Raw genomic sequence first — 26,983 nt, 5'->3', positions numbered from 1 at the left:
GGGACAGGCTCGATCAGGACAGCGGATTGTTGATCGCCAGGATCCAGTAGCGGGCCAGTTCGGCGGTGCCGTCCTTGCCGCCCACGGTCTTGAGCGTGGCGATGGCTTGCTGCTTCTTGCCGGCAGCGGCGTAGGCTTCGCCCAGGCGCAGCTTGGCGTCTTCAGGGTTCTTCAGGCCGCCGGCCTTGATGGCCGCTTCCATCATCTTGAGGCCCTTGTCGGCCTGGCCAGCCTGCACCAGTGCGTAACCCAGGCCCACCAGCGAGTCCTGGTCCTTGACCGCGGTGTGCTCGGCTTCCAGCGCAGCGAAGTTCTTGTTCTGCTCTGCCAGGTTCTTCTCGGCCAGGTCCTTCAGGCGCTGGTGACGCGCGGCGTCGGTGCCGGTGCCCAGGGCGCCGGCCTTGTAGCCCTTGTCGATGATCTTGATCGCTTCGGCCGGGGCTTTCGCCTGCAGCACCAGCTGGGCCATTTCCATGTACTCGCTCGGCTTCTTGAGCAGGTTGTTGGCCAGCTTCAGGCGATAGACGTCGACGTTCAGGCGCTGCGAGTAGCCCGGCTGGCGCTGCACGCGGTTCAGCAGGTCGGTCCAGTACTGCGCCTTTGGATAGCTGGCGGCCAGCTTCTCGATGGTGCGCACGTAGCCGGCGGTATCGTTCTTCTTGAGCTGGATATTGGCCAGCATGCCGAGCTGGTCTTCGCTCAGGCGGCCGCTTTTCTCGATGGTGCGCAGTTCTTGCTCGAGGGCGGCGGTGTTGCCTTGCTTGTAATAGTTCTGCAGCAGGTAAGCGCGCAGCTTCGGATCATCCTTCTGCTTGAGCAAGTTCTGGATGGTGGCGTTGGCCTTGTTCAGGTCGCCTGCACGCATATAGATGCCCACCAGGCCTTCGGCGAATTGCGAACGCTCGTTGGCGCTCAGCTTGCCCGACGCGAGCAGGGCTTCGAAGGATTTGGCGGCGGTATCGTAATCGCCGGCCGACGAAGCAGCCCCGGCGCGCACGCGCTCGATCAGGTAGCTTTCATTGGCGGTCTTGTTGCCCACCTTGTCCAGTCCGCGCAGGGTAGCCAGTGCCTCCTTGTGCTTGCCCTGTTTCATCTGGGCCTGGGCTTGCTGCAGCGGTTTGCCAATCTCCGGGCGCATTGCTTCCTGCGCGACGGCGGAAGACAGGCCGATTACCGGGGTGAGCGCGGTAAAGCCCAGAGCGGCCATTGCAAGGCTGAGGTGAGCGAGACGGAACTTGATCATCTGAAAAATCCTTATTTCAAAATGGACACGGCAGGGATAGCCCTGCCGTGTTGGTTCAAACATGGAACGATTACTGGAACTGCTCGTTACCGACCATGCCGATTTTGGTGACGCCGATACGCTGGGCGGATGCCATGACACCGGCAACTACCTTGTACTCTACCAGCTTATTCGGACGCAGGTGCACTTCAGGCTGGTCGGCCATGGCTGCAACGGCGTTCATCTTGGCTTCGAGCGTCGCGCGATCCGGGATGACTTCGCCATCCCAGAGGATGGTACCGTCGAAGTCGACGTCGATCGTGATCACCACCGGTTTGATATCGCTTTGCGGCGGGTTACCAACTGGCATGTTCAGATTGACGGAGTGGTTTTGCTTCGGAATCGTGATAATCAGCATGATGATCAGAACGAGCAGGACGTCGATCAACGGCGTCATGTTCATTTCCATCATCGGTTCCGGATCGGCTGCTGCTGCGGAGCCGCCTCCACCTACGTTCATACTCATGGGTGTGTCCTTATCTAATGTTGGGGAGAAGGTTACGGCGCCCGGCTCGAAAGCCAGGCGCCGCATGCTGGGCTATCAGCCCGGTGGCTCGATAACGAAGCCAACCTTCTGCACACCAGCACGTTGTGCCGTGTAGATCACGCGGCCGATCGCTTCGTAGCGGGTTTCCTGGTCGCCACGAACTTTCACCGCCGGTTGCGGCACTTTCACCGACTGCTCCGCGAGGAACTTGAACAGCTCGTCCGTGTTCGCGAGGTGAGTCTGGTTGTAGTACATCTCGCCGTCTTTATTGACGGTGATATTCACATCTTCCGGCTTGGTCAGGGTGACCTGGTTCTCTTCTGAAGGAAGGGTCACTTTCTGCAGATTCAGCACCACCGGGCTCGTGATCAGGAAGATGATCAGAAGAACCAACATGATGTCAACGAGTGGCGTCGTGTTGATCTCTGAATTCAGTGCATCTTCGCCGGAATCGGAACCGACACTCATCGACATAGTTTATCCAATCTTTTTAGCTGCGGCAGCTGCGTTCGAGGTCGACATTGCGCCCGAGATCAGGACCGAGTGAACGTCAGCCGAGAACGAACGGATGTCTTCCAGGACGGTCTTGTTACGACGCACCAGCCAGTTGTAACCCAGAACGGCAGGAACTGCAACGAACAGACCGAAAGCGGTCATGATCAGTGCTTCACCGACTGGACCTGCGACCTTGTCGATCGATGCGTTACCCGACATGCCGATGGCGGTCAGTGCGTTGTAGATGCCCCAGACGGTACCGAACAGACCGATGAACGGCGAGGTCGAACCGACGGTTGCCAGGAACGACAGGCCGTCTTGCAGACGCGACTGGACGCGGTCCACTGCGCGCTGGATCTGCATGGTGACCCAGGTCGACAGGTCGATCTGCTCGAGCAGGGCGCCGTCGTGGTGCTGGGTTGCCTTGGTGCCGGTTTCAGCGATGAAGCGGAATGGCGAACCTTCTTTCAGCTGAGCCGAACCAGCAGCGATCGACGGTGCTTTCCAGAACTTGGCTTGCATGTCTTTCGACTGCTTCATGATCTTCTGCTGATCGATCAGCTTGGTGATGATGATGTACCACGAACCGATCGACATCAGCGACAGGATGATCAGGGTGCCCTTGTTGACGAAGTCGCCGTGTTCCCACATCGCTTGCAGGCCGTACGGGTTGTAGACTTCTTCGGTTTGCTCGCCACCTGGAGCAGCGGCTGGCGCGCCAGCGTCTGCAGGAGCGGCGGCAGCGTCTGCAGGAGCAGCAGCTGGGTCAACAGCTGGTGCAGCTGCGTCGGTCGCCGCTGGCGCAGCTGCGTCGGTTGCCGGGGTTTCTTGAGCGAAGGCCGGAGCGGACACCAGAGCCGATGCTGCGGTTACCGACAACAGGACAGCCGCCAGGAAAGCGGACAAACGGGTATTCTTAAACATGCTTCCTCCAAAGATATTAAATAGACAGTTCGCTGAACTTAACGACAACGACAATCAAAGTTTGAGACGGTGACCTGTCTCGGTTTTATTCCAGCGTCCAGACGTACTGCACCGCTGTCCACGCCTGTTCCGGCTTGCCATCGATCATGGCGGGCTTGAATCGGCATTTGCTCAGAGCCGATTGCGCGGCTCGGTCCAAGTCACGGAAGCCACTCGACTTCGCCAGCTTGGCTTCCATCACCCGACCATCGACACCGATCAGGAACTGCAGGGTCGTGGTACCGGTTTCTTCATTGCGCTGCGACGAACGTGGATATTCCGGACGTGCGCAAGTATTAAAGTCAGCCACTGCCTCGGTACGGCTAGGACCACGTGCCGGCGGTGCCGGCGGAGCCGGAGGAGCTGGCGGTGCCGGCGGAGCCAGCTGGGTGGTTGGCGGCGGCGTGTTGGTCGCGGTAGCGATCGTGTTTTGCGGTGGTGGCGGTTGCTGCACCTGCACTTCGACCGGCGGGATGAACGGCGGCGGCGGCGCTTTCATTTCTGGCGGCGGCGGCGGCGGCGGAGTTTCCGGCGGCGGCGGCGGCGCGGTCTCTTCAATCAGCTTGGTTTCCACAGCTTCGGTCACCGTGCTGACGATCCGGGTACCCAGGCCAGCGACGAGCGCCCATCCCACGATGATGTGAAGGATGACGACTACGATGAAGCCTGTGAAATTTTTCCCGGGTTGCTTCTCATTCGAAAAATTCATGCCATATTTCTCCAATACCAACTCTTTTTTGTTGCTACCAAACCCACTAAACACGACAAAAGCCTAGAGCCGCATCCGGGACATCGAAGAATTATACCTACGAATTCTTTTTTGCACATACATTTTTACAGCAGCGAAAGGTGCGCTAACTACCTGTAAATGCAGGCAAACAAGCTCATCTATACAAGCCCGGCGAGGTCGGTTTGAGGGGTCCGGAAGGCCGGAAAATGTGTAGTTTTATGTATCGATTCTCCTCATCGCGTGGAAGATCAGTGTAGATGTCATGTTTGCCAAATTTCTGATGCCAAATCAGTCGCTTGGCAAATTTAATATGACTCGACAATGGTCTTTCTGCAAACAATAGCCAATTCTTATTACCCTCCGGCCTCCTCGGATTTCCCTGGAAGCCGTCCCGCGCGTACATAGGTATAGATAAAAGTGATACGCCTTAGACTGCTTGCGATGGCTCAACCGTGCGCCATTTGATGCTTCGTCTCGACAGGAATGAAAGCTGCGCGCTCCCACACCTTCTGCGACAAACTATATTACTTAGTTAGTGCTAGGTCCTTCACCGTCAAATTACCATGACTTGGTTGTGACAGCGCTAACATGTGATGTCGGGAACATACCATGAAATCTGTATGTTGGCGATAGCAGATGAGCCTAATTGAACATGCATAGGCAAGGCAAGGTGCTGCGCCGCGCAGTGGGGCGTTAATGCGGAATAAAAGGCAGGGCAAAACCGCCGGCAGGAACGGTCAGCCGCGAAATCATGGGGAAGGCGGCTCAGCCGCCCACGTAGTCAACCAGGGCGTGAATCGCCGTGCGAGCGTGGATTGGGCGCGTGGACGGCGTAGCCGTCCACCCCACGGTCGCGGTGGTCAACAATGAGCCGGCCGCGCGCGCCGCTCAGCGCCCGCGCTTCTCGCGCCGGCACTCGAGGAAGCTGACCACGTGCCCGGCCGGGTCAGCCGTTTCGAGCCGCACGTCGAAGCCCCATAGCCGGGCCACGTGCTTGAGCACCTCTTGCGCCTGTCCGTTGAGCGGGCGGCGGTTGTATTGCGTGTGGCGCAGGGTCAGGGCGCGGTCGTCGCGCGTATTGACTTGCCAGACCTGGATGTTCGGCTCGCGGCTGCCCAGGTTGTACTGCTCGGCCAGCTTGTGGCGCACGTAGCGGTAGCCGGCCTCGTCATGGATGGCCGAGATGGTCAGCTTGTCGCTGCGGTCGTCGTCCAGCACGGCGAAGAAATGGAAGTCGCGAATCAGCTTGGGCGACAGGTATTGGGCGATGAAGCTCTCGTCCTTGAAGTTGCGCATCGCGAAGTCGAGCGTCTTGAGCCAGTCGCTGCCGGCGATGTCGGGGAACCAGGTTTTGTCTTCATCGGTCGGGTTTTCGCAGATGCGCCGGATATCGGTCATCATCGCGAAACCGAGGGCATAGGGATTGATCCCGCTGTAATACGGGCTGTTGGCCGGCGGTTGATAAACCACGTTCGTATGGCTTTGCAGGAACTCGAGCATGAAGCCGTCGCCGACGATCCCCTCTTTATACAGGTCTTGCAGGATCGTGTAGTGCCAGAAAGTGGCCCAGCCCTCGTTCATCACCTGGGTCTGGCGCTGCGGATAGAAATACTGCGAAATCTTGCGCGTGATCCGCACCAGCTCACGTTGCCAGGGTTCGAGCAGCGGCGCATATTTCTCGATGAAATACAGCAGGTTTTCCTCGGGCTCGGGTGGGAAGCGGTGGGTCGGCGCATCCGCCGCCACCTGTTCTTCGCGCTGGGGCAGGGTGCGCCAGATCGAATTGACCTGGGATTGGGCGTATTCCTCGCGCTCCTTGGTGCGCGCCGCCTCTTGCGCCACCGACAGCTTGGCCGGCCGCTTGTAGCGGTCGACGCCATAGTTTTGCAGCGCATGGCAGGAATCGAGCAACTCCTCGACCGCATCGATCCCATAGCGCTGCTCGCATTCGGCGATATAGTTCTTGGCAAACACCATATAGTCGACGATGGCGTCGGCATCGGTCCAGCTGCGGAACAGGTAATTTCCTTTGAAGAAAGAATTGTGGCCGTAGGCGGCGTGGGCGATCACCAGCGCCTGCATCGTCAGGCTGTTTTCTTCCATCAGGTAGGCGATGCAGGGATTCGAGTTGATGACGATCTCGTAGGCCAGGCCCATCTGGCCACGGCGGTAGCTTTTCTCGGTACTCAGGAAATGCTTGCCGAACGACCAGTGGTTATAGGAGACCGGCATGCCTACCGACGTGTAGGCATCCATCATTTGCTCGGCGGTAATGATCTCGAGCTGGTTCGGATAGGTGTCCAGGCCGTAACGCTTGGCCACCCGCTTGATTTCTTCGTGCGCCTGCTCGATCAGGTCGAAGGTCCACTCCGACTGTTCGGGCAGGGCGCGCGGATTGCTTGGATCTCTTGGCATGGGGCGCCTCGCTGTTGACTGCAGGTATGTCTTTTGACCCGTCCGCAGGCTATTTGGCCTGCTTTTTGAACAGTTCCCGGAATACCGGATAGATGTCGGCCGGGGTCACGATCTTTTGCATCGCGAAATTGCGGTGCTGGGCGGCGACGTCGCAATATTGCTCCCACAGGTTTTGCGGCGGGCCATCGGTGATCTCGACATAGGTGTAATACTGCACGCGCGGCATGATCGCGCTGGTGAGAATCTGTTTGCACAGCACCGAATCGTTATCCCAGTTGTCGCCGTCCGACGCTTGCGCCACGTAGGCGTTCCAGTCGGCGCTGCCGTAGCGCTCGGTGATGACTTTTTGCAGCAGGTGCAGGGCCGAGGAGACGACGGTGCCGCCCGACTCGCGCGAATGGAAGAACTCGTTCTCGTCGACCTCGGCCGCCGCCGTGTGGTGGCGGATGAAGACGACGTCGATCTTTTCATAGACCCGCTTGAGGAAGAGATACAGCAGGATGAAGAAGCGCTTGGCCGTATCCTTGCGCGTCTCGTCCATCGAGCCCGACACGTCCATGATGCAGAACATCACGGCCTGGGTGCTGGGCTTGGGGACCTTGATCCGGTTTGCGTAACGCAGGTCGAACGGATCGATGAACGGAATGGCGTTCAGACGAATGTGCAGGTGATGGATGCGGTCCTTCAGCGCGACCACCTGTTCATCGTCGGACGGCGCTCCCTGGTCGAGCAGCGCCTGCAGCGCTTCTTCGGCATCCGCCAGTTCGCGCCGCGCGGGGCCGCCGATGGCAATGCGGCGCCCCAATGCGCCGCGCAGCGAGCGCAGCACGTGGATGTTCGAGGGCGTGCCGGACACGTTGTAGCCGGCGCGCTGGTTCTTGTATTCGATGGTCTGGGTCAGCTGCGTCTTGACCATGTTCGGCAGCTCGAGATCCTCGAAGAAGTAATTCATGAATTCTTCGCGCGACAGCTCGAAGATGAAATCGTCTTCGACGGTCTGTTCGCTGTTGCCGGCGCGGCCGCGCCCGGCGCCGCCACCGCCGCCGCGGGGCCGGTTGAACTGGTCGCCCTTTTGATACTCGGTATTGCCGGGGTTGACGGTTTCATACACGCCGCCATGGGCGTGGCCGAAATGCGGTTCGTTCACGTCCTTGACGGGAATGGTGACTTTTTCACCGTTCTCGATGTCGGTGATCGAGCGGCCCTTGATGGCGCGGCCGACAGCATCCTTGATCTGCGCCTTGTAGCGGCGCAGGAAACGTTCGCGGTTGACCGCAGACTTGTTCTTGCCCTGCAAGCGACGGTCGATGAGGTAAGTCAAAACAGGCCTCCTGCTTAGTATAAGCGCGGAACTGTCGGCACAAGATCTACCGCTCGCGCTCTGGCGCCGTCGCATGCGACGGCACCCCTATCTTAATACGCTGCGCGAACGAGCGTGCGGCGCACGCGCAGCGTCGCGTCTTGCCGGTGGCGGCCTGCAGCCATTCGGCAACACGCCTTGTCACGACGACTTGCGCACACGCAGATACCATTCGCACAACAGACGCACCTGCTTTGGTGTATAGCCTTTCTCTACCATACGGGCGACGAAGTCGGCGTGCTTGTTCGCATCCTCGGCGCTCGCTTTTGCATTGAAGGAAATCACCGGCAAAAGTTCCTCGGTATTCGAGAACATCTTCTTCTCGATCACGCTGCGGAACTTTTCATAGCTGGTCCAGGCCGGATTCTTGCCGGCATTGGTGGCGCGCGCCCTGAGGCTGAAGTTGACGATCTCGTTGCGGAAATCCTTCGGATTCGAAATCCCTGCCGGCTTTTCGATCTTTTCCAGCTCGGCATTCAGCGATTCGCGGTCGAAGCTTTCACCGGTATCCGGATCGCGGAATTCCTGGTCCTGGATCCAGAAGTCGGCAAAGGTCACATAGCGGTCGAAGATGTTCTGGCCATACTCGGAATAGCTTTCCAGGTAGGCGGTTTGAATTTCCTTGCCGATGAAATCGACGTAGCGCTGCGCCAGGTGTTCCTTGATATACGAGAGATAGCGCTGCTCGGTCTCGGGCGGGAATTGCTCGCGCTCGATCTGCTGTTCGAGCACGTACAGCAGGTGCACCGGATTGGCCGCCACTTCGGTATTGTCGAAGTTGAAGACCTTGGACAGGATCTTGAACGCGAAGCGGGTCGACAGGCCGTTCATGCCTTCGTCCACGCCGGCATAGTCGACGTATTCGTGCAGCGACTTGGCCTTGGGGTCGGTGTCCTTCAGGTTTTCGCCATCGTAGACCAGCATCTTGGAGAAGATGCTCGAATTCTCCGGATCCTTCAGGCGCGACAGCACGGCGAACTGCGACATCATGCGCAGGGTGCCGGGCGCGCATGGCGCCTTGTCGAGCGAGGAATTACGCAGCAGCTTGTCGTAGATCTGGATTTCATCGGACACGCGCAGGCAATACGGCACCTTCACGATGTAGATACGGTCGAGGAACGCCTCATTGTTGCGGTTGTTGCGGAAGGTCTTCCATTCGGATTCGTTCGAGTGCGCCAGCACGATGCCGTCGAAGGGAATCGCGCCGAAGCCTTCGGTGCCCTTGTAATTGCCCTCCTGCGTGGCGGTCAGGAGCGGGTGCAGCACCTTGATCGGGGCCTTGAACATCTCGACGAATTCCATCAGGCCCTGGTTCGCCAGGCACAAGCCGCCGGAATAGCTGTAGGCGTCCGGATCGTCCTGCGGGAAATCCTCGAGCTTGCGGATATCGACCTTGCCGACCAGCGAAGAGATATCCTGGTTGTTTTCGTCGCCCGGTTCGGTCTTGGAAATCGCGATCTGTTTCAGGATCGACGGATAGCGCTTCACCACGCGGAACTTGTTGATGTCGCCGCCGTATTCGTGCAGGCGCTTGACCGCCCACGGGCTCGGAATGGCGCGCAGGTAGCGGCGCGGAATGCCGTAGTCTTCTTCGAGGATGGTGCCGTCTTCTTCTTCGCTGAACAGGCCCAGCGGCGATTCATTCACCGGCGAGCCCTTGATCGCATAAAAGGGCACGAGTTCCATCAGGCTTTTGAGTTTTTCGGCGATCGACGATTTGCCGCCGCCGACCGGACCGAGCAAATACAGGATCTGCTTGCGCTCTTCGAGTCCCTGCGCCGCATGGCGGAAATAGGACACCACCTGCTCGATCACTTCTTCCATGCCGTAGAACTCGCGGAAGGCCGGATAGATCTTGATCACCTTGTTGGCGAAGATGCGCGACAGGCGCGGATCGAGGCGGGTATCGACCAGGGTGGGCTCGCCGATCGCGGCCAGCATGCGTTCCGGCGCGCTGGCATAGGTCAGCGGGTCTTTCTTGCACAGTTGGAGATATTCCGCCAGGGAGTATTCCTCTTCCCGGGTACGCTCATAGCGGGCCGCGTAGTTTTCAAAGATGCTCATTGAAGTTCCTTTAATGTGCCAACAACGAATCACTGTCACAGCAGCCACTGTCGAAGCTGCCCGGGGCCCCGGTATCGCGGTCTCCTTGTTCGGTCGTCACGTGCCGCGCCGGGATGGCCGGCGCCGTTAAAGGAATTCACGTGCGATTGCGTCTTGTCGATTCGGCGGATAGCCAAATCCTTGCGTGGTGGAGAACGCCTTTTTTGCGTTTATGAAATTTATTATGTGCCTATTAGTTTCCGAAGTCAAAGCAGTGTCGTGCGAGCTGTTGAAGCGGTACCAAGTGCTTGATTCAACTATTGAAAGTCGGTTTTTGCAGGCGTCGCGGCGGCCCTGGGAAGGTGAGGCCGGAACACGGCGTCGAGGCCGGTTTGAACGAAAGATCGGCATGCCAGCGGCATCTCCATTTTCTTCCGTTGTGCGCCGATAGTGCACGAACTGCTCAACACGCGGCGCACGCGAATCGTGCATGTCATAAAGCCGAACGCAGCCATTTTCGCCTTGGCGCAGGCGGAAAGCCGGCATGCGTTACACTTGTCGGTCGGTCCCGGTCGGAAGGACCACCTGGCCCGCACCATTGAATATTTACTGATGTACTTGTTGGAGAAAACCATGCTCGACGAACGCCTGCGCAACCTGCTGCAGAACATGCCCAAGGCAGAACTGCACATCCACATCGAGGGCTCGCTCGAACCGGAACTGATTTTTGAGCTTGCGCAAAGAAACGGCGTTGACCTCGCTTATAGCTCGGTCGAAGCGTTGCGCGAGGCCTACGCTTTCACCGATCTCCAGTCTTTCCTCGACATTTATTATGCCGGCGCCAGCGTACTGCTGAAGGAACAAGACTTCTACGACATGACCGCGGCTTATCTGGCGCGCGCCCATGCCGACAACGTCCGCCACGCCGAGATCTTCTTCGATCCGCAAACCCATACCGCGCGCGGCGTGCCGTTCGAGACCGTCATCAACGGCATCTGGCGCGCCTGCCAGGATGCGCCGCTCAGCGCCAGCCTGATCATGTGCTTCCTGCGCCACCTGTCCGAAGACGAAGCCATCGCCACGCTCGAGCAGTCGCTCCCTTACCGCGACAAGTTCATCGGCGTCGGCCTCGATTCGTCCGAGGTCGGCCACCCTCCCGAGAAATTCGCGCGCGTGTTCGAGCGCGCCCGTTCGCTCGGCCTGCGCCTGGTCGCGCATGCGGGCGAGGAGGGCCCGCCGGCGTATATCGAAAGCGCGCTCGACGTGCTGAAGGTCGAACGCATCGACCACGGCGTGCGCAGCCTGGAAAGCCCGGCCCTGGTCGAGCGCCTGGCGCGCGAGCAGATGGCATTGACCGTGTGCCCGCTGTCGAACATCAAGCTGCGCGTGTTCGACGTGATGGGTTCGCACAATCTGCGCACCCTGCTCGACGCCAATCTCGCGGTGACCGTCAACTCGGACGATCCGGCCTATTTCGGCGGCTACGTCAACGAGAACTACTTCGCCGCCTTCGAGGCGCTGCCGCTGGACGAAAGTCATGCGCGCCAGCTGGCGCGCAACAGCTTCCAGGCCGCCTTCGTCGACCCGGAGCGCAAGCGCGCCTTCCTGGCCGAAGTCGACGGCTTCTTCGCCAACGCCTGACCTTCAAGAACGGAGCGGATCCATGTTCGTCCAGGCTCTTCGCATGACGGCGCGCGACTGGCGCGCCGGTGAGCTGCGCTTCCTGCTGGTGGCGCTGATCGTCGCGGTCGCGGCATTGAGTTCGGTCGGCTTCTTCATCGACCGCATGCGCTCCGGCATGGACCGCGACGCCCACCAGCTGCTCGGCGCCGACCTGCTGGTCAATACCGACGACCCGGTGCGCCAGGAGTGGCGCGCCGAAGCGTTGAAGCGTGGCCTGCTGCTGGCCGACACTGTCACCTTCCCGAGCATGGCGCAAGCCGGCGAGGGCGACGACTCGCTGGCCCAGCTGTCGTCGATCAAGGCGGTGTCAAAAGGCTATCCGCTGCGCGGCCAGATGAGCATCACGACGGACCCTGTCGCCGCCAGCGGCGCGCAGGGCACGCCCACGCGCGAGGTGCCGGCGCGCGGCACGGTCTGGGTCGATCCCGGCCTGCTGCCGCAGCTGCGCACCGAGGTCGGCGCCATGCTCACCCTGGGCAACAGCCAGTTCCGCATCGCCCAGCTGATCGCCACCGAACCGGACAAGGGCGCTTCGTTCGCCAACTTCGCGCCGCGCGTGATGCTGGCGCTGGAAGACCTGCAAGCCACCGGCCTGGTCGACGACTTCGCGCGCGTGAGCTTCCGCCTGATGGTCGCCTCGAAGGACGTGAACGACATGGCCGCGGTGCGCGACTACGAACAGTGGATACGCGCCCAGATCCGCGACAACAATATCAAGGGCGTGCGCATCGAGACGCTGGAAAACGGCCGCCCCGAGATGCGCGCGACGCTCGATCGCGCGGGATTGTTCCTGTCGCTGGTGGGCCTGTTGTCGGCGATGCTGGCGGCGGTCGCGGTGGCGATGGCGGCGCGCCGCTTCATGGGCCGCCACCTGGACGCCTGCGCCATGCTGCGCTGCCTGGGCCTGACCCAGAACCAGGTCACCGTGCTGTACCTGCTCGAATTCGGATTCATCGGCCTGCTTGGCAGCGTGATCGGGGTGCTGGTCGGCTTCGGCGCCCACTTCGTGCTGCTCGAGATGATCGCCTCGCTGATCAAGACCGAGCTGCCGCCGGTGTCGATGCTGCCCGCGCTGCAGGGCGTGGCGACCGGCTTGATGCTGCTGGTCGGCTTTGCGCTGCCGCCGATTCTCCAGTTGCGCAACGTGCCGCACAACCGCGTGATCCGGCGCGAGCAGGGCGCGCCGCAGCCGGCCGCGCTGGCGACCTATGGGCTGGGCATCGGCGTGTTCTTCCTGCTGCTCCTGTGGCAGGCGGGCGACCCGACCCTGGCCCTGATCACCGCCGGCGGTTTCCTGGGCGGCTTCGCCTTCTTCGCCCTGGTGGCCTGGCTCGGCCTGCAGGGGCTGCGCCGGATGCGCGGCGCGTTCAAGAGCCAGGGCTGGCGCTTCGCCGTCACCTCGCTGCAGCGCCGGCCCGGCGCCACCGTGGTGCAGGTGGTGTCGCTGGCGCTGGGCCTGATGGCGCTGCTCCTGCTGACCGTGGTGCGCGGCGACCTGATGGCGGCCTGGCAGCTGGCCACGCCCGCCGACGCGCCGAACCGCTTCGTGATCAACATCCTGCCCGAGCAGAAGCAGGCGGTCGAAGGCCAGCTGCTGGCGGCCGGCGTCAAGGAACCCGTGCTGTACCCGATGATCCGTGGCCGCCTGACGGCCATCAATGGCAACGCGATCACGCGCGACACCTTCCAGGACGGCGAGGCGCGGCGCCTGGCCAACCGCGAATTCAACCTGTCGACGACCAATGTGCTGCCGCAGGCGAACGAGGTGGTGCAGGGCGAATGGTTCAGGGACGCGCCGGGCGTGGCCGAGGCCTCGGTCGAGCAGAGCATCATGGAGCGCCTGGGGCTGAAGCTGGGCGACACCATGCGCTTCGACATGGCGGGCTTGCTCGTCGACGCGAAGATCACCAGCGTGCGCAAGCTCGAATGGGGCTCGATGCGCGCCAACTTCTTCGTCATCATCAATCCGGCGGCGATGGCCGATGCGCCGACCACCTACATGACCGCCTTCCATGTGCCGCCCGAGGGAGCGAACCTGGGCAATGCGCTGACCCGCAACCATCCGAACCTGACGGTGATCGATGTCTCGGGCATCATCCGCCAGCTGCAGGACGTGCTGGACCAGGTGGTGACGGCGGTCGAATTTTTGTTCCTGTTCACGCTCGCTTCCGGCGTGCTGGTGCTGTATGCGGCGCTGATGGGATCGCAATCCGAGCGCACGCGCGAAGCGGGCCTGCTGCGCGCACTGGGCGCCACGCGCCAGCAACTCGCGCAGGCGCAGCGCATCGAGTTCGTGCTGGTGGGCGGCCTGGCGGGCCTGCTGGCGGCGAGCGGCGCGGCGGCGCTGGGTTGGGCGCTGGCCACCTACCAGTTCAAGTTCCCGTGGGTGTTCGAGCCGGGCGTATGGATCGCGGGCCTGTTCGTCGGCGCGCTGTGCGCGATCGTCGGCGGCTGGCTGGGCCTGCGCGGGGTGTTGCGGCAGCCGCCGTTGCAAACGCTGCGCGAAGCGTAAGCGCGATAATGCAGGCGCCGAGGACACGGTCCGCGGCGCCTGCGCTATCATGGCGGGATGTCCGAACATCACACCGAAACCCCCGCCGAATCCCAGACCCTGTACGAGATGATGGGCGGCGGCGAGCGCCTGCGGGCGCTGGTCGACCGCTTCTATGACCTGATGCAGCTGGAGCCCGATTTCGCCGGCATCCACGCCATGCACCCGGTGCCCAACGACAGCTCGCGCGAAAAGACCTTCATGTTCCTGTCCGGCTGGATGGGCGGCCCCGACCTGTACATCGAACGCTACGGCCACCCGCGCCTGCGCGCGCGCCACCTGCCGTTCGCGATCGGCAGCGCGGAGCGCGACCAGTGGCTGCGCTGCATGGCCTGGGCCATGGAAGACCTGGGCTACGACGACACGCTGCGTGTGCGCATGATGAATTCCTTCTTCCAGACCGCGGACTGGATGCGCAACAAACCTGATTGAGCGCCACCATGACCGTCGCCGAAATCCTCATCCTGGTCGGCCTGGTCGTCGTGGCCGGCCTGCTGGTTGTCGTCCTGCTGCGCATGCGCGGCAATGGCGACGGCGCCCACGTCGAACGCCTGGAACGCGAGCTGCGCCAGGAGCTGCAATCGAGCGCCCAGGCGACGCGCCAGGAACTGGCCGCTCACCTCGCTCAATATCACAATGCCACGGTCCAGCAACTGGACAGCATGCGCCAGCAGATGCAGCTGCACTCCAGTAGCGGGCGCGAGGAACAGGCGCGCGCGCTGAAGCGCTTCGCCGACACCCTGCAGCAGACGCTGGGCAATCTGACCGAATCGAACGCCCAGCGCATGCTCGAGGTGCGCAACACGCTCGAAACCAAGATCCGCGATCTCCAGACCGATAACGCCAGGCGCCTCGAAGAGATGCGCCAGACGGTCGACGAAAAACTGCATGCGACGCTGGAGACGCGCCTGTCCGAATCGTTCCGCCAGGTGTCGGAGCGGCTGGAAAAAGTGCACCAGGGCCTGGGCGAGATGCAGCAGCTGGCGATCGGCGTGGGTGACCTGAAGCGGGTGCTCACCAACGTCAAGACCCGCGGCACATGGGGCGAGGTGCAACTGGAGATGCTGCTGGGGCAGGTGCTCACCGTCGACCAGTACGCCAAGAACGTCGAGACGGTGGCCGGTTCGAACGCGCGGGTCGAGTTCGCGATCAAGCTGCCCGGCGTGGTCGAAGGCGGCGCGCCGCTGTGGCTGCCGATCGACGCCAAGTTCCCCAAGGAGCAGTACGAACGCCTGCTGCTGGCCAGCGATGAAGCCGATGCCGATGGCGTGGCGCGCGCCGGCGCCGAGCTGGAACGGGCGGTGCGGGGCGAAGCGCGCACCATTTGCGATAAATACGTGTCGCCGCCGCAGACGACCGACTTCGCCATCCTGTTCCTGCCGACCGAGGGCCTGTACGCCGAGGTGATGCGCCGTCCCGGCCTGGCCGACGAGCTGCAGCGCACCCTGCGGGTGACGATCGCGGGGCCGTCGACGCTGGCGGCGCTGCTCAACAGCCTGCAGATGGGTTTCCGCACCCTGGCGCTGGAAAAACGCTCGTCCGAGGTGTGGCAGGTGCTGGGGGCGGTCAAGACCGAGTTCACCAAGTTCGGCGACGTGCTGGCCACCACCAAGTTGACCCTGGAAAAGGCCGCCAAGAACATCGAAAGCGCCGAGGTGCGCAGCCGCCAGATGGCGCGCAAATTGAAATCGGTGGAGGCGTTGCCGAGCGAGGCGGCGCAGTTGATGCTTGGGCCGGATGGCCTGGAGCGGGACGATTGATTGTTGAATGATGTGAAGCATGTGGCATGGGCGGCTCCGCCGCCCATGCCACGAGTTCAGTGCCTATCAAGCTGTCAGAACAACCCCTCGAACGGCAAGATATCCACCATCTCCCCCGCCGCGACACTGCCCTGCCCATCATGCAGCACGACCATGCAATTCGCCTCCGACATCGAGCGCAGGATGCCCGAGCCCTGCGACCCGGTGATGCGCACCTCCGGCTCGCCATCCGCCCCGCGCGCGACGATGCCGCGCTGGTATTCGGTGCGCCCCGGCTTCTTGCGGATCGCCTCGATCGAGCGCGCACGCAGCAGCGGCAGCGGCGCCTCGGCGCCCATCATGCGCAGCAGCGCCTCGCGCGCGAAGAAGTAAAACGACACCATCACCGCCACCGGATTGCCCGGCAGGCCGAATAAAAATGCGCTGCGGCCGTTGGACGACACCCGGCCGAAGGCCAGCGGCCGGCCCGGACGCATGCCGATCTTCCAGAACGTCACGTCGCCCAGTTCGGCCATCACCTGCTTCGTGTAGTCGGCCGCGCCGACCGAGACGCCGCCCGAAGTAATAATGGCGTCGGCGTTCTCGCAGGCGGTGCGCAGCGCCTCTTCCAAAGCCTCGGGGCTGTCGCGCACCACGCCCATGTCGATGATCTCGCAGCCCAGGCGGGCCAGCATGCCGTAGATCGTGTAGCGGTTGCTGTCATACACACAACCCTCGTCGAGCGTTTCGCCGATCGAGCGCAGCTCGTCGCCGGTCGAGAAGAAGGCCACGCGCAGGCGGCGCTGCACGGGAATCTCGGCGAAGCCGAGCGAGGCGCACAGCCCCAGGTCGGCCGGGCGGATGACGCGGCCGGCCTTCAGGGCGGCGCTGCCGGCCTTCAGGTCTTCGCCGGCCAGGCGGCGGTTGTCCCCTGGACGGATCGCGCCGGCGCGCAGGGTGACGGTATCAATGGTCGTGCTCTCGGCGAATTCCTGCGGCAGCACGCTGTCGCAGCCGGCCGGCATCACGCCGCCGGTCATGATGCGCACGCATTCGCCAGGTCCTGGCGTGATGTCGAGCGGCTTGCCGGCGTAGGCGACGCCGACCACCTTCAGCGTGACCGTGCCTTCGGCCGGCAGGTCGCCGCCGCGCAGCGCGTAGCCGTCCATGGCCGAGTTGTCGTGCGCCGGCACATTGATCGGCGAGACCAGGTCGCGCGCCAGCACGCGGCCGAGGGATGAACGCAAAGCCACCATTTCCACCGCGCGCACGGGTTGCACGAAGTCGCGGATGATGCGCTGGGCGTCCTGCACGCGCAGCGCGTCCGGATCGTAGCCGTTGATGCAGCTCGCCACCTGGGCCAGGCTGGCAGGGAAGGGCGGGGAAGGGTCGTCCAGCCCGCGCAGCTCGTCCAGGGTATTGATGTTGCGGAAGGCGTCGGCGTCGTCGAAGACCACCTCGACCGCCTTCAGGTCGCGGTGCCAGCCGTCGACGCGGCGCCCGCCCTCGAGCAAATAGGCCGACAACTGCGGCAGCCGCTCGGCGCGCACCAGGCAGAACACGGGATGCGGCTGCGCGCGCTTGCCGGCTTCCTGCGTCGCGGCGTAGGCGACGTCGGCATCGGCTTCCTGCAGCGCGGCGAACAGGCGAGATGCCAGGTCGGTCGGCAGGAAGGGCGAGTCGCAGGGGACGGCCAGCAGGTAGGGCGTGGCGCAATGGCGCAGGCCGGCTTCCAGGCCGGCGAGCGGCCCGGGATAGGGTTCCACTCCGTCCGCGACTTCGTCGGGCAGCACCATCGCGTCGAAAGCGCGGTAGGCATCCAGGTTGCGGTTGGCGCTGATCGCCACCGGCCCGACCTGCGGCCGCAGGCGCGCCAGCACGTGCTCGACCATGGTGCTCGAGCGGAAGGGCTGCAAGCCCTTGTCGACATTGCCCATGCGCGAGCCGCGGCCGCCCGCCAATACCAGTCCGCTGATCATCCCTTGTTCCATTATCCGCCTATATAGGACATTTCAACCTTGCGCGCGCCGTCGCGCTGCCCGATGCCGGTCTCCGCCGTGCGCGTCTCGGAATAACGGTCGGCCCGTCCGCGCCACAGCTGGGCGATGGCTCCAGACAGCTCGAGGTCGCTGCGATCCGCGCGCAGCAGCGCGCGCAGGTCGTGGCCGCGGGTGGCGAACAGGCAGGTATACAGCTTGCCCTCGGTCGACAGGCGCAGGCGCGAACAGTCGCCGCAGAAGGCCTGGGTGACGCTCGAGATGACGCCGATCTCGCCGCCGCCATCCACGTAGCGCCAGCGCGAGGCGGTCTCGCCGCTGTAGTTGGCCGCGACCGGTTCGAGCGGCAGCTCGGCCGAGATGCGCCGCACCACTTCTTGCGACGGCACGACCTCGCGCATATTCCAGCCGTTCGAGGCGCCGACGTCCATGAATTCGATGAAGCGCAGGATGGTCGGCGAGCCCTTGAAGTGGCGCGCCATGGGCAGGATCTGGTCGTCGTTGGTGCCGCCCTTGACCACCATATTGACCTTGACCGGCCCCAGGCCGGCCGCGTGGGCGGCGTCGATGCCGTGCAGCACGTCCGCGACGGCGAAGTCGACGTCGTTCATGCTGCGGAACACCTTGTCGTCCATCGCGTCGAGCGAGACCGTGACGCGGTCCAGGCCGGCGTCTTTCAGCGCCTGGGCCTTGCGCGCCAGGATCGAGCCGTTGGTGGTGAGCGTGAGATCGAGCGGACGACCGCTCGGCGTCGGCAGCGCGCGCAGCATCGCGACCAGGCGCTCGAGGTTCTTGCGCAGCAGCGGCTCGCCGCCGGTCAGGCGCAGCTTTTCGACGCCGTGCGCGATGAACAACCGCGCCACGCGCGTGATTTCCTCGAACGACAGCAGGTCGCCGTGCGGCAGGTACTGGTAATCCTTGTCGAAGACTTCCTTCGGCATGCAGTACACGCAACGGAAGTTGCAGCGGTCGGTGACCGAGATGCGCAGGTCGTGCAGGGGCCGGCCCAGCGCGTCACTGAGCAGGCCAGTCGGTGCTTCGGGCACGGCCGGGACCTGCAGCGCGGAAGAGCGCAGGTCATTGATCAGAATGATTTTTTCAGCCATTTCAGTACGATAGCACGGGGCTGATGAAGCTGCCCGTACCAGATCCAGATGGAAATGCTACTGCTTGCTGCTCCAATAAAAAACGTCGTTCCTGCAAGCGCAGGAACGACGTGATGGCGCAGCCGATGATTGCTTACTGGCGCGTATCGACCTGCACCAGCGGCTCGTCTACCGGTGCGACCACTGGCTTGCGGGCGCGGCCCAGGCGGACCGGCGGCGCCACTGCCGCTTCCTGGGCGGCGCGCAGTTTTTCAGGGTCGGTCGATGCCAGTTGCAGGCCGGCCTGGGCCAGCACTTCGTCCAGCTTGGCCGGGGCTTCGACCGGCGCGGCAGCCAGGGCGGCGCCCGGCGCAGGTGCGCTGGCCACAGGCGCGGCGGCTGGCGTCGGGGCGACGCTGACCGCCGGTGCGGCTGAAGGCGCCGGCTCGACCGCCGAAGCGGCGACCGGTTCGGCTGCCGGCGCGGTGTCGACGACGGGCGCCGGCGCCGGAGCAGCCGCAGGTGCATCAGCCTGAGCGGCCTCGGCGCGTGCTTCGGCAACCGACGCCGCGGTCGGGAACGGGTTCTGCTGCGCGGCAACCGAGGCTGCGGTCGGGAACGGGTTCTGTTGAGCGGCAACCGAAGCTGCGGTCGGGAACGGGATCTGCTCGGCAGCAACCGGCGCCGGTGCGACAGGTGCAGGAGCAGGAGCAGGAGCAGGAGCAGGAGCAGGAGCAGGAGCAGGAGCAGGCGCAGGCGCAGGCGCAGGAGCAGGAGCGGCAGCCTGCTCGGCCTGGGCCTTCGCAGCCGCCACCGACGCCGCGGTCGGGAACGGCCATGCATCTTGCGTGGCGGCGCGTGCCGGCTTGGCCTTCGCGGCCTTGGCGGCGGCGGCGACCTTGGCCGCTTCTTCATCGGCTACCGGGGCGAATGCCGGCGCTTCGTCCGCACCTTCCAGCGCCTCGCCCTCGACCTGGTCACGGTCGCGGCGATTGCGGTTACGGCCGCCACGGCGACGACGGCGGCGCGGCTCGTCGCCTTCGCCCTCGATCTCCTCGCCATCCGGGCCGATCGTCGTCACCGACTTCACGACCTGCTGCACGACTTCCTGGGTGCCTTCCGGGCCGCTGGTGCTGACTGCAACAGTGGCGCTCGACACGACCTGGCTCACGCTGACTTCGTCGAGCTTGGCTTCGATGGCCTGGGTGGTGCGCTCGACACGTTCGGTACGCTCGCGCGGCTGGCGTGGCTGGCGCTCCTTGCGCTCGCCGCCGCGTTCCGCACGCTCGGGACGCTCGGCGCCCTCGGCGCGCACCGCGCCCTCGACCTGCTCGCGCGGTTCACGCGGCTCGCGTGGCTTGCGCTCGCGCGGCTGGCGCGGCTGGCGGCCTTCGCGGGCCTCTTCACCTGGTGCGCCCTTGGCGATTTCCTCGCCCGGCGCGCCCTTGGCGACCGTGGCCACCGCGTCGCGCTCTTCGCGCTCACGGCCCGGCTTGGCGCCGCGTTCGCCACGCTCACCATTGCGGCCACCGTTGCGGCCATTCTTGTTACGGTTGTTGCGCTCGCCACGCTCGGCCGGCGCAGGCGCGGCCGGCTTCTCGGCCACCACTGGCGCCGGGGCCGGTTCTTCCGGCTTGCCGAAGAAGAAGTCGCGCAGGCGGGCGAAGAAACCTTTCTCGGCCGGGGCCGGGGCAGGGGCAGGGGCCGGAGCGGCGGCGGCCTTCGCCGGCTTGGCCGCTTCGCTGCGGTCGACCACCGGGGCCGGCTGGGCCGGGGTGATGGTCTTGACGACGGCTTCCTGGCGCGGCTTCGCTTCTTCCTTCTGACGCTTGGCGTAAGCCATGTCGGTGTCGGCGGTCTCGGCCATCGCATAGCTGGCGTGCGCGTCTTCCAGGCGCGGATCGTCGTGCTTGATGCGCTCGAGCTTGTAGTGCGGGGTGTCCAGATGCTTGTTCGGGATCAGGATTACGGTGATGCGGTGGCGGTTCTCGATCTTGAGCACTTCGCCGCGCTTTTCGTTCAGCAGGAACGCGGCGACGTCGACCGGCACCTGCACGTGGATCGCGGCCGAATTCTCTTTCATGGCCTCTTCCTGGATGATACGCAGGACTTGCAGGGCCGACGATTCGGTATCACGGATGTGGCCGGTGCCCGAGCAGCGCGGGCAGGTCACGTGCGAGCCTTCCGACAGCGAAGGACGCAGGCGCTGGCGCGACAGCTCCATCAGGCCGAAGCGCGAGATCTTGCCCATCTGGACGCGGGCGCGGTCGTGATGCAGGGCGTCCTTGAGGCGCTGTTCGACTTCGCGCTGGTTCTTGGCCACTTCCATGTCGATGAAGTCGATCACGATCAGGCCGCCCAGGTCGCGCAGGCGCAGCTGGCGGGCGACTTCGTCGGCCGCTTCGCAGTTGGTGTTGAAGGCGGTGGTTTCGATGTCCGAGCCGCGGGTGGCCCGCGCCGAGTTGACGTCGATGGAAACCAGGGCTTCGGTGTGGTCGATCACGATCGCGCCGCCCGATGGCAGCGGCACGGTGCGCGCGTAGGCGGTCTCGATCTGGTGTTCGATCTGGAAACGCGAGAACAGCGGCACGTCGTCGCTGTAGCGCTTCACGCGGTGCGCCATGTCGGGCATCACGTGGCTCATGAACTGCTGGGCCTGTTCGTAGATCTCGTCGGTGTCGATCAGGACTTCGCCGATGTCGGGCTGGAAGTAATCGCGGATGGCGCGGATGACCAGCGACGACTCCTGATAGATCAGGAAGGCGCCCGGGGCCGACTTGCCGGCGCCTTCGATCGCGCGCCACAGCTGCATCAGGTAGTTCAAGTCCCACTGCAGCTCTTCGACGGTGCGGCCGATGCCGGCGGTGCGGGCGATCACCGACATGCCTTGCGGCAGGTCGAGCTTGTCCATGGTTTCGCGCAGTTCCTGGCGCTCTTCGCCTTCGACGCGGCGCGACACGCCGCCGCCGCGCGGGTTGTTCGGCATCAGGACCAGGTAGCGGCCGGCCAGCGAGATGAACGAGGTCAGGGCGGCGCCCTTGTTACCGCGTTCTTCCTTCTCGACCTGGACCATGATTTCCTGGCCTTCCTTCAGCGCTTCCTTGATGGTGCAGTTGCGCACGTCGACGCCCTCGCGGAAATACGAGCGGGCGACTTCTTTGAAGGGGAGGAATCCGTGGCGGTCTTCGCCGTAGGATACGAAGCAGGCTTCGAGGGAGGGTTCGATGCGGGTGATGACACCCTTGTAGATGTTGGACTTGCGTTGCTCGCGACCGGCGGTCTCGATATCGATGTCGATCAGTTTTTGACCGTCGACAATCGCTACGCGCAGCTCCTCTTGCTGCGTAGCGTTAAACAACATACGTTTCATTTTTATAAACTCCGCGACCCGGGGGCCGTGTGATGGCCGCCCTCGCGGGCGGCGCAGCTACAGGGATGTATGCGGGGATGGGAGTCCAGGAGGGGAAATGCCCGTGGCGTGCGATACAGCGGAAAACAGTGACCACCGCGAAAAACTGCGAGTGAACACCGCGTCGCTGCCGCAACAGGGCGCTGTGGGGCCGAACGTCATTGTCCACGCACGCCGCGACCTGCGCTGGCCGCCTGCCACCACGTTGGGGTGGCACAGCGGAGCGAGGGGGTGTGCTAAAACCAGCCCGGCTCGAAGCCGACGACCGTCCAGGACCTGGAGGCGAAAAGACAGCCTAACTCACAAGTCTCGAGGACGGCCTTGCATCGGGCCCGGCGAAAACGACAAGCGTTATCGACACCATCACCCGACAAGCAAGATTTGCTTGCCGGTACTTATCCTTAAGAATCCTGACAATCCAATCCTGCATCTTTGCGCGCAACCCGATTACAACTGCAGGTGCAACCCTGATCGGCGCAAGGATGTGCGTACACGTTACTTTCCATCGAATTTGCAATGAGCGGGGCCGATGGAGCGCGCCCCTGTGTAAAATATCGTTTTAATTCTTACACCAGCAGAGGTTTGACCGCCGCCTGTCGATTATATATTCAAAATGAAGGACTTAGAGAGAATTTCTGGGAAGACAGAGCGAATGGCGACCCAAAACGATGTTGTTCCCCCTTCATCACAACAGGCTCTGCAGGCGCAATTTGTCACGATCGGCGAAGAAGACGCCGGACAGCGTATCGATAACTACCTGTTGCGTGTCTGCAAAGGTGTACCGAAGAGTCATATCTACCGCATCCTCCGTTCGGGTGAAGTGCGTGTCAACAAGGGCAGGATCGACCAGTTGTACCGCCTGGTCGAGGGCGATATGGTGCGCATCCCGCCGATCCGCATCGCCGAAAAAGCCAGCAACGACACCGTGCCGGGGACCGAATTCCCGGTGGTGTTTGAAGACGCGCACTTGCTCGTCATTAACAAGCCTGCCGGCGTGGCCGTGCATGGCGGTTCCGGCGTGTCCTACGGCGTGATCGAGCAATTGCGCGCGGCGCGGCCACAAGCCAAGTTCCTGGAACTGGTGCACCGGCTCGACCGCGAAACCTCGGGCCTGCTCCTGATCGGCAAGAAGCGCAGCGCACTGACCCACCTGCACGACCAGATGCGCGACGGGACCACCGACAAGCGTTATTTTGCGGCGGTGAAGGGCAACTGGCAGAACAAGCGCCAGCACGTCAAATTGCCGCTGCATAAATACACGACGGCGGATGGCGAGAAGCGGGTCGTGGTCCAGGCCGGCGGCCAGGAAGCGCACACCATTTTCAATCTCTTGAAAAAATGGCATGATTTCGCCCTGCTCGAAGCCGAACTCAAGACGGGCCGCACGCACCAGATCCGGGTGCATCTCGCCTCGAGCGGGTTCCCGATCCTGGGTGACGAAAAGTATGGCGACTTCGCTTTCAACAAACAGTTGCACAAGGCGGGCGGGGGACGCGGGGCGCTCAAGCGCATGTTCCTGCACGCGCACCAGATCACGTTCACCCACCCGGACAGCGGCGAACGGATGACCTTGCGCGCGCCGATGCCCGAAGAATGCGAACGGTTCTTGGTAAGCTTGGGAGAGCCAAGTGCGTGATATGACACCTGCGCACGATCGAACAACTAAGGAGACAGGCGCCCTGGGCCGCCGCTAAATAATGGCAAGAAAACAATTTGACCTGATCGTGTTCGACTGGGACGGCACGCTGATGGACAGCACGGCGGCCATCGTCAAGTGCATCCAGGCGGCGGCGCGCGACCTCGGCCTGCCGGTCCCGAGCGACGCCTCGGCCGCCCACGTCATCGGTCTCGGCCTGGCCGAGGCGATGCAGGCGGTGATGCCCGACATCCAGCCGGCCATGTACCCGCGCATGGTCGAGCGCTACCGCTATCACTTCCTCACCAAGGACCATGAACTGGTGCTGTTCAAGGGCGTTCGGGAGATGTTGGCCGATCTTGATAACGAGGGCTACTTTTTGGCGGTGGCCACCGGCAAGAGCCGGGTAGGCCTCAACCGGGCCCTGAACGCCACCGGCCTGTTGTCGATCTTCGACGCGACCCGTTGTGCGGATGAGACATTCTCGAAGCCCCATCCCGCCATGCTGCAAGAACTGACCCGTGAACTGGGCCAGGACCTGCGCCGCACCGTGATGATCGGCGACACCACCCACGATCTCATGATGGCGAACAATGCCGGCGCGTCCGGCATCGCCGTCGAGTTCGGCGCACACCCGGTGGCCCAGCTGCAAGCCTGCCACCCGCTGTTCTCGGCGCGCTCGATTCCCGAGCTGCATGCCTGGCTGATCGAGCATGCCTGAATCCGCGAGCGCGCAGATGGTGGACGATGAGCGCCTGTTCGTGTGCGATGCCGAGGGTTTATTGGACGGCGGCCGCGGCGTCCGCTTCGCGCTGCTGGCCTGGGGACAGCCGGCCACCGGTTTCGTGATCCGCCACCGCGGCCAGGTGCATGGCTACCTGAACCGCTGCGCCCATGTGCCGATCGAGCTCGATTGGCGGGAAGGGGAGTTCTTCGAGTCCGGCGGCCAGTACCTGATGTGCGCCACCCACGGCGCGGTCTACGAGCCCGACAGCGGCAAATGCGCCGGCGGTCCGTGCCGCGGCGGGCGCCTGCATCCGATCGCCGTACACGAAGGCGCGGGCAAGATATACTGGCTGCCCGACGAGCGGTTCCGCGCGCCTGCGCAGGGATAGCGCTCGCCTTCGACCCCATCCGACTTTATGAGTGACCAAACGAACCACCCCGGCGACAGCCGGCTCGCATCGAATCCGACGATCGGCAACTGGGAGCGCGAAACGCTCGAGAAACTGGTGTTCGCCACCGTCCAGGAGCGGCGCCGCGCCCGGCGCTGGAGCATTTTCTTCAAACTGAGCTTCCTCACTGTCGCCCTGCTGGCGCTGTGGGCATATTACGACTTCAATTTCGGCAGCGGCGACGTCGAAAACCTGGGCCGCCACACGGCCCTGATCGAAATCAACGGCGAGATCGAAGCCGAGGGCAGCGGCGCGGCCGATACCGTGATCCCCTCGCTGAACAAAGCGTTTTCCGACCCCGGCTCGGCGGCGGTGGTGCTGCGCATCGACAGCCCCGGCGGCAGCCCGGTCCAGGCCGGCATCATCGTGGACGAGATCCAGCGCCTCAAGCGCGGCTACCCCGACAAGCCCCTGTACGTGGTGGTGGACGAGATCTGCGCCTCGGGCGGCTACTACATTGCCTCGGCGGCCGACCGCATCTACGTCAACAAGGCCTCGATCGTCGGCTCGGTCGGCGTGCTGATGGACAGCTTCGGCTTCACCGGCACCATGGACAAGCTCGGCATCGAGCGGCGCCTGCTGACGGCCGGCGAAAACAAGGGTTTCCTCGATCCGTTCAGTCCGCAATCCGAAAAACACCGCGAACACGCCCAGGAGATGCTCAACGAGATCCACCAGCAATTCATCGCGGTGGTGCGGGCAGGCCGCGGCAAGCGCCTGAAGGAAACCCCGGAAACCTTCTCCGGTCTGTACTGGACCGGCGCCAGGGCGGTGGACATGGGCCTGGCCGACGCCTTCGGCACCGTCGACACGGTGGCGCGCGACATCGTCAAGGCCGAGGACATCGTCGACTACACGGCGCACGAAGGCTTGCCAGAACGGGTGCTCAAGAAATTTGGCGCCGCGGTCGGCGAAAGCGCGGTCAAGGCGGCCTACCACGGAGCCGTGCCGAAATTGCGCTGAACATTTTGTCCTTGAATACCGACGGCTAACGGCTATAGTGGAACGGTAGCGCGAGCAGCAAGGGTAGAGGGGCAAACGCTTCGACCGGCCCGGACGGCGACACGCTATCCACCGCACGCGATGCGGTTTTCGAGAGAATTCAATTCCTCACGGTAGTACGTCCCTGGGAGGCTTGCCGCATGGCGTGCCTGCCGCAGGAACGGAAACGACGGCCTTGGCCGTCGTTTCCATTTATACCTCATCGGTTTGTACCTCATCGGTACGGCTACTGCGCTCCTCCAGTTTTTCCGTCGCCCTGTTTTCCGGTCTCATCGAGGTGCCTCCGGCGTCCTGCCGGAAGGCATGCCGGTTCAGGTACAAGTGCCGCACTGACGGGCATCGCCATCGCGATCCGAACGGCAGGGGGGCTGCGAATTCTGCTGCGTAGGGTATTGGCTGTTTTGTCGGGAGACCTGCAATCCACCTTGTGACAAGCCGACCTGTGGTGGATGCCACATCGACGGCTTTCGGAAAGGTATCTGCTCTTCATGCTGGGCAAAGCCGCCACGGTCGAGCCAAGCCTGGTGGTCGCGCACGGTGCGGGCATACCAGGCGGCGCGCAGCGGTGGGTGGCCGCCGTGCAGGTGGGGAAGTCCGCCGCCGCGCCAGCGCGCCATGGCGAGTCGGGTCGGGAAAAGCGCCGCATGGTCCTTGGCGAGCCGTTGGCGCGCACAATGGGCCTCATGAGCGGAAAGCTTTCCATTTGCTGTGTCGAGATCGTCGTTCACGTTCATTCCTATCCTTTGGCTATGGCCGCCCCCTTTCAAGGACGTCGTAGGTGCCGTTAGGCGGATTCCTAACGTGTTGAAGTCTATCAATGCGAATTTCGAAAGGCTTGACGCTGCTCAAATGAACGGGTGCATGCAAAATGGGTCGGAGGTAACGGTAACAGATTGACCCGATAACGCTAACAGTCTTGCCTGGCAATGCT

Annotated in this window: 20 protein-coding genes; 8 read left to right on the top strand and 12 right to left on the bottom strand. The window is 63.3% G+C overall.

The annotated features are described in order from the left end of the window. Positions 1-13: 13 nt before the first annotated feature. From ABIB42_RS03715 to ABIB42_RS03680, 8 genes are all read right to left on the bottom strand, one after another. Complete coding sequence (locus ABIB42_RS03715) at positions 14-1,243, bottom strand: tetratricopeptide repeat protein (protein ID WP_005665788.1); 1,230 nt, start codon at positions 1,241-1,243, stop codon at positions 14-16. 70 nt (positions 1,244-1,313) lie between these two features. Further along, positions 1,314-1,748 (bottom strand): ExbD/TolR family protein, encoded by a 435-nt coding sequence (locus ABIB42_RS03710; RefSeq protein WP_005665790.1) that lies wholly within the window; start codon positions 1,746-1,748, stop codon positions 1,314-1,316. A gap of 75 nt (positions 1,749-1,823) precedes the next feature. After that, positions 1,824-2,243 carry an ExbD/TolR family protein gene (locus ABIB42_RS03705; RefSeq protein WP_005665791.1) on the bottom strand — a complete coding sequence of 140 codons (420 nt, stop codon included), beginning with the start codon at positions 2,241-2,243 and terminating at the stop codon, positions 1,824-1,826. Between the two features lie 3 nt (positions 2,244-2,246). Beyond that, complete coding sequence (locus tag ABIB42_RS03700) at positions 2,247-3,188, bottom strand: MotA/TolQ/ExbB proton channel family protein (protein WP_205289006.1); 942 nt, start codon at positions 3,186-3,188, stop codon at positions 2,247-2,249. A gap of 85 nt (positions 3,189-3,273) precedes the next feature. After that, positions 3,274-3,936 (bottom strand): energy transducer TonB, encoded by a 663-nt coding sequence (locus ABIB42_RS03695; protein WP_005665793.1) that lies wholly within the window; start codon positions 3,934-3,936, stop codon positions 3,274-3,276. Between the two features lie 909 nt (positions 3,937-4,845). After that, positions 4,846-6,372: a SpoVR family protein gene (locus ABIB42_RS03690; RefSeq protein ID WP_005665794.1), complete on the bottom strand. Its 1,527-nt coding sequence runs from the start codon at positions 6,370-6,372 to the stop codon at positions 4,846-4,848. A 49-nt stretch (positions 6,373-6,421) separates the two neighbouring features. Next, complete coding sequence (locus ABIB42_RS03685) at positions 6,422-7,693, bottom strand: YeaH/YhbH family protein (protein WP_005665795.1); 1,272 nt, start codon at positions 7,691-7,693, stop codon at positions 6,422-6,424. A gap of 180 nt (positions 7,694-7,873) precedes the next feature. Beyond that, entirely contained in the window at positions 7,874-9,796 is a 1,923-nt protein-coding gene (locus ABIB42_RS03680; protein WP_005665796.1) for a PrkA family serine protein kinase, read from the bottom strand. Positions 9,797-10,408: 612 nt separating this feature from the next. Between ABIB42_RS03680 and ABIB42_RS03675 the strand changes: the two genes are divergently transcribed. Genes ABIB42_RS03675 through rmuC form a run of 4 tightly spaced genes read left to right on the top strand, consistent with a single transcriptional unit; the run spans position 10,409 to position 15,769 of the window. Continuing rightward, positions 10,409-11,416 (top strand): adenosine deaminase, encoded by a 1,008-nt coding sequence (locus ABIB42_RS03675; RefSeq protein ID WP_005665798.1) that lies wholly within the window; start codon positions 10,409-10,411, stop codon positions 11,414-11,416. A 22-nt stretch (positions 11,417-11,438) separates the two neighbouring features. Then, positions 11,439-13,970 carry an ABC transporter permease gene (locus tag ABIB42_RS03670; protein WP_184239113.1) on the top strand — a complete coding sequence of 844 codons (2,532 nt, stop codon included), beginning with the start codon at positions 11,439-11,441 and terminating at the stop codon, positions 13,968-13,970. A gap of 57 nt (positions 13,971-14,027) precedes the next feature. Further along, positions 14,028-14,441 (top strand): group II truncated hemoglobin, encoded by a 414-nt coding sequence (locus ABIB42_RS03665; protein ID WP_005665800.1) that lies wholly within the window; start codon positions 14,028-14,030, stop codon positions 14,439-14,441. 8 nt (positions 14,442-14,449) lie between these two features. Further along, positions 14,450-15,769 carry a DNA recombination protein RmuC gene (rmuC, locus tag ABIB42_RS03660; protein ID WP_429247917.1) on the top strand — a complete coding sequence of 440 codons (1,320 nt, stop codon included), beginning with the start codon at positions 14,450-14,452 and terminating at the stop codon, positions 15,767-15,769. A gap of 74 nt (positions 15,770-15,843) precedes the next feature. Here the strand turns inward: rmuC and moeA are convergent, their stop codons facing one another. The 3 genes from moeA to ABIB42_RS03645 all read right to left on the bottom strand — a co-directional run bounded on the left by moeA (position 15,844) and on the right by ABIB42_RS03645 (position 22,200). After that, on the bottom strand, positions 15,844-17,727 hold the full coding sequence (gene moeA, locus ABIB42_RS03655; protein WP_429247916.1) for a molybdopterin molybdotransferase MoeA: 1,884 nt from the start codon (positions 17,725-17,727) through the stop codon (positions 15,844-15,846). A gap of 11 nt (positions 17,728-17,738) precedes the next feature. Beyond that, a complete protein-coding gene (gene moaA / locus ABIB42_RS03650) occupies positions 17,739-18,851 on the bottom strand; it encodes a GTP 3',8-cyclase MoaA (protein ID WP_292030346.1) in 1,113 nt (370 codons plus the stop codon). Positions 18,852-18,984: 133 nt separating this feature from the next. Continuing rightward, positions 18,985-22,200, bottom strand: a complete 3,216-nt coding sequence (locus ABIB42_RS03645) for an Rne/Rng family ribonuclease (RefSeq protein ID WP_429247915.1) — start codon at positions 22,198-22,200, stop codon at positions 18,985-18,987. Between the two features lie 691 nt (positions 22,201-22,891). Between ABIB42_RS03645 and ABIB42_RS03640 the strand changes: the two genes are divergently transcribed. From ABIB42_RS03640 to ABIB42_RS03625, 4 genes are all read left to right on the top strand, one after another. Then, positions 22,892-23,875 carry an RluA family pseudouridine synthase gene (locus ABIB42_RS03640; RefSeq protein ID WP_177185595.1) on the top strand — a complete coding sequence of 328 codons (984 nt, stop codon included), beginning with the start codon at positions 22,892-22,894 and terminating at the stop codon, positions 23,873-23,875. Positions 23,876-23,936: 61 nt separating this feature from the next. Continuing rightward, complete coding sequence (locus ABIB42_RS03635; RefSeq protein ID WP_005665807.1) at positions 23,937-24,596, top strand: HAD-IIIA family hydrolase; 660 nt, start codon at positions 23,937-23,939, stop codon at positions 24,594-24,596. 16 nt (positions 24,597-24,612) lie between these two features. After that, positions 24,613-24,990 (top strand): Rieske (2Fe-2S) protein, encoded by a 378-nt coding sequence (locus tag ABIB42_RS03630; protein WP_005665808.1) that lies wholly within the window; start codon positions 24,613-24,615, stop codon positions 24,988-24,990. 27 nt (positions 24,991-25,017) lie between these two features. Beyond that, a complete protein-coding gene (locus ABIB42_RS03625; RefSeq protein ID WP_005665809.1) occupies positions 25,018-26,013 on the top strand; it encodes a S49 family peptidase in 996 nt (331 codons plus the stop codon). Between the two features lie 350 nt (positions 26,014-26,363). Here the strand turns inward: ABIB42_RS03625 and ABIB42_RS03620 are convergent, their stop codons facing one another. Further along, positions 26,364-26,786 (bottom strand): hypothetical protein, encoded by a 423-nt coding sequence (locus ABIB42_RS03620; RefSeq protein WP_157225465.1) that lies wholly within the window; start codon positions 26,784-26,786, stop codon positions 26,364-26,366. Between the last annotated feature and the right edge of the window lie 197 nt (positions 26,787-26,983).

Origin of the sequence: Massilia sp. UYP32 (genome assembly GCF_050434365.1) — a bacterium.
Taxonomy (GTDB): Bacteria; Pseudomonadota; Gammaproteobacteria; order Burkholderiales; family Burkholderiaceae_D; genus Telluria; species Telluria timonae.
This window is presented reverse-complemented; position numbering and strand designations above follow the sequence as displayed.

What these genes read in the sequence shown, in the direction of transcription:
- rmuC (WP_429247917.1), top strand. Translation starts at nt 14,450, where the DNA reads ATGACCGTCGCCGAAATCCTCATCCTGGTCGGCCTGGTCGTCGTGGCC.
- ABIB42_RS03695 (WP_005665793.1), bottom strand. Translation starts at nt 3,936, where the DNA reads ATGAATTTTTCGAATGAGAAGCAACCCGGGAAAAATTTCACAGGCTTC.
- ABIB42_RS03705 (WP_005665791.1), bottom strand. Translation starts at nt 2,243, where the DNA reads ATGTCGATGAGTGTCGGTTCCGATTCCGGCGAAGATGCACTGAATTCA.
- ABIB42_RS03645 (WP_429247915.1), bottom strand. Translation starts at nt 22,200, where the DNA reads ATGAAACGTATGTTGTTTAACGCTACGCAGCAAGAGGAGCTGCGCGTA.
- ABIB42_RS03675 (WP_005665798.1), top strand. Translation starts at nt 10,409, where the DNA reads ATGCTCGACGAACGCCTGCGCAACCTGCTGCAGAACATGCCCAAGGCA.
- ABIB42_RS03690 (WP_005665794.1), bottom strand. Translation starts at nt 6,372, where the DNA reads ATGCCAAGAGATCCAAGCAATCCGCGCGCCCTGCCCGAACAGTCGGAG.
- moeA (WP_429247916.1), bottom strand. Translation starts at nt 17,727, where the DNA reads ATGATCAGCGGACTGGTATTGGCGGGCGGCCGCGGCTCGCGCATGGGC.
- ABIB42_RS03670 (WP_184239113.1), top strand. Translation starts at nt 11,439, where the DNA reads ATGTTCGTCCAGGCTCTTCGCATGACGGCGCGCGACTGGCGCGCCGGT.
- ABIB42_RS03640 (WP_177185595.1), top strand. Translation starts at nt 22,892, where the DNA reads ATGGCGACCCAAAACGATGTTGTTCCCCCTTCATCACAACAGGCTCTG.
- ABIB42_RS03625 (WP_005665809.1), top strand. Translation starts at nt 25,018, where the DNA reads ATGAGTGACCAAACGAACCACCCCGGCGACAGCCGGCTCGCATCGAAT.
- moaA (WP_292030346.1), bottom strand. Translation starts at nt 18,851, where the DNA reads ATGGCTGAAAAAATCATTCTGATCAATGACCTGCGCTCTTCCGCGCTG.
- ABIB42_RS03630 (WP_005665808.1), top strand. Translation starts at nt 24,613, where the DNA reads ATGGTGGACGATGAGCGCCTGTTCGTGTGCGATGCCGAGGGTTTATTG.
- ABIB42_RS03710 (WP_005665790.1), bottom strand. Translation starts at nt 1,748, where the DNA reads ATGAGTATGAACGTAGGTGGAGGCGGCTCCGCAGCAGCAGCCGATCCG.
- ABIB42_RS03700 (WP_205289006.1), bottom strand. Translation starts at nt 3,188, where the DNA reads ATGTTTAAGAATACCCGTTTGTCCGCTTTCCTGGCGGCTGTCCTGTTG.
- ABIB42_RS03680 (WP_005665796.1), bottom strand. Translation starts at nt 9,796, where the DNA reads ATGAGCATCTTTGAAAACTACGCGGCCCGCTATGAGCGTACCCGGGAA.
- ABIB42_RS03715 (WP_005665788.1), bottom strand. Translation starts at nt 1,243, where the DNA reads ATGATCAAGTTCCGTCTCGCTCACCTCAGCCTTGCAATGGCCGCTCTG.
- ABIB42_RS03665 (WP_005665800.1), top strand. Translation starts at nt 14,028, where the DNA reads ATGTCCGAACATCACACCGAAACCCCCGCCGAATCCCAGACCCTGTAC.
- ABIB42_RS03635 (WP_005665807.1), top strand. Translation starts at nt 23,937, where the DNA reads ATGGCAAGAAAACAATTTGACCTGATCGTGTTCGACTGGGACGGCACG.
- ABIB42_RS03620 (WP_157225465.1), bottom strand. Translation starts at nt 26,786, where the DNA reads ATGAACGTGAACGACGATCTCGACACAGCAAATGGAAAGCTTTCCGCT.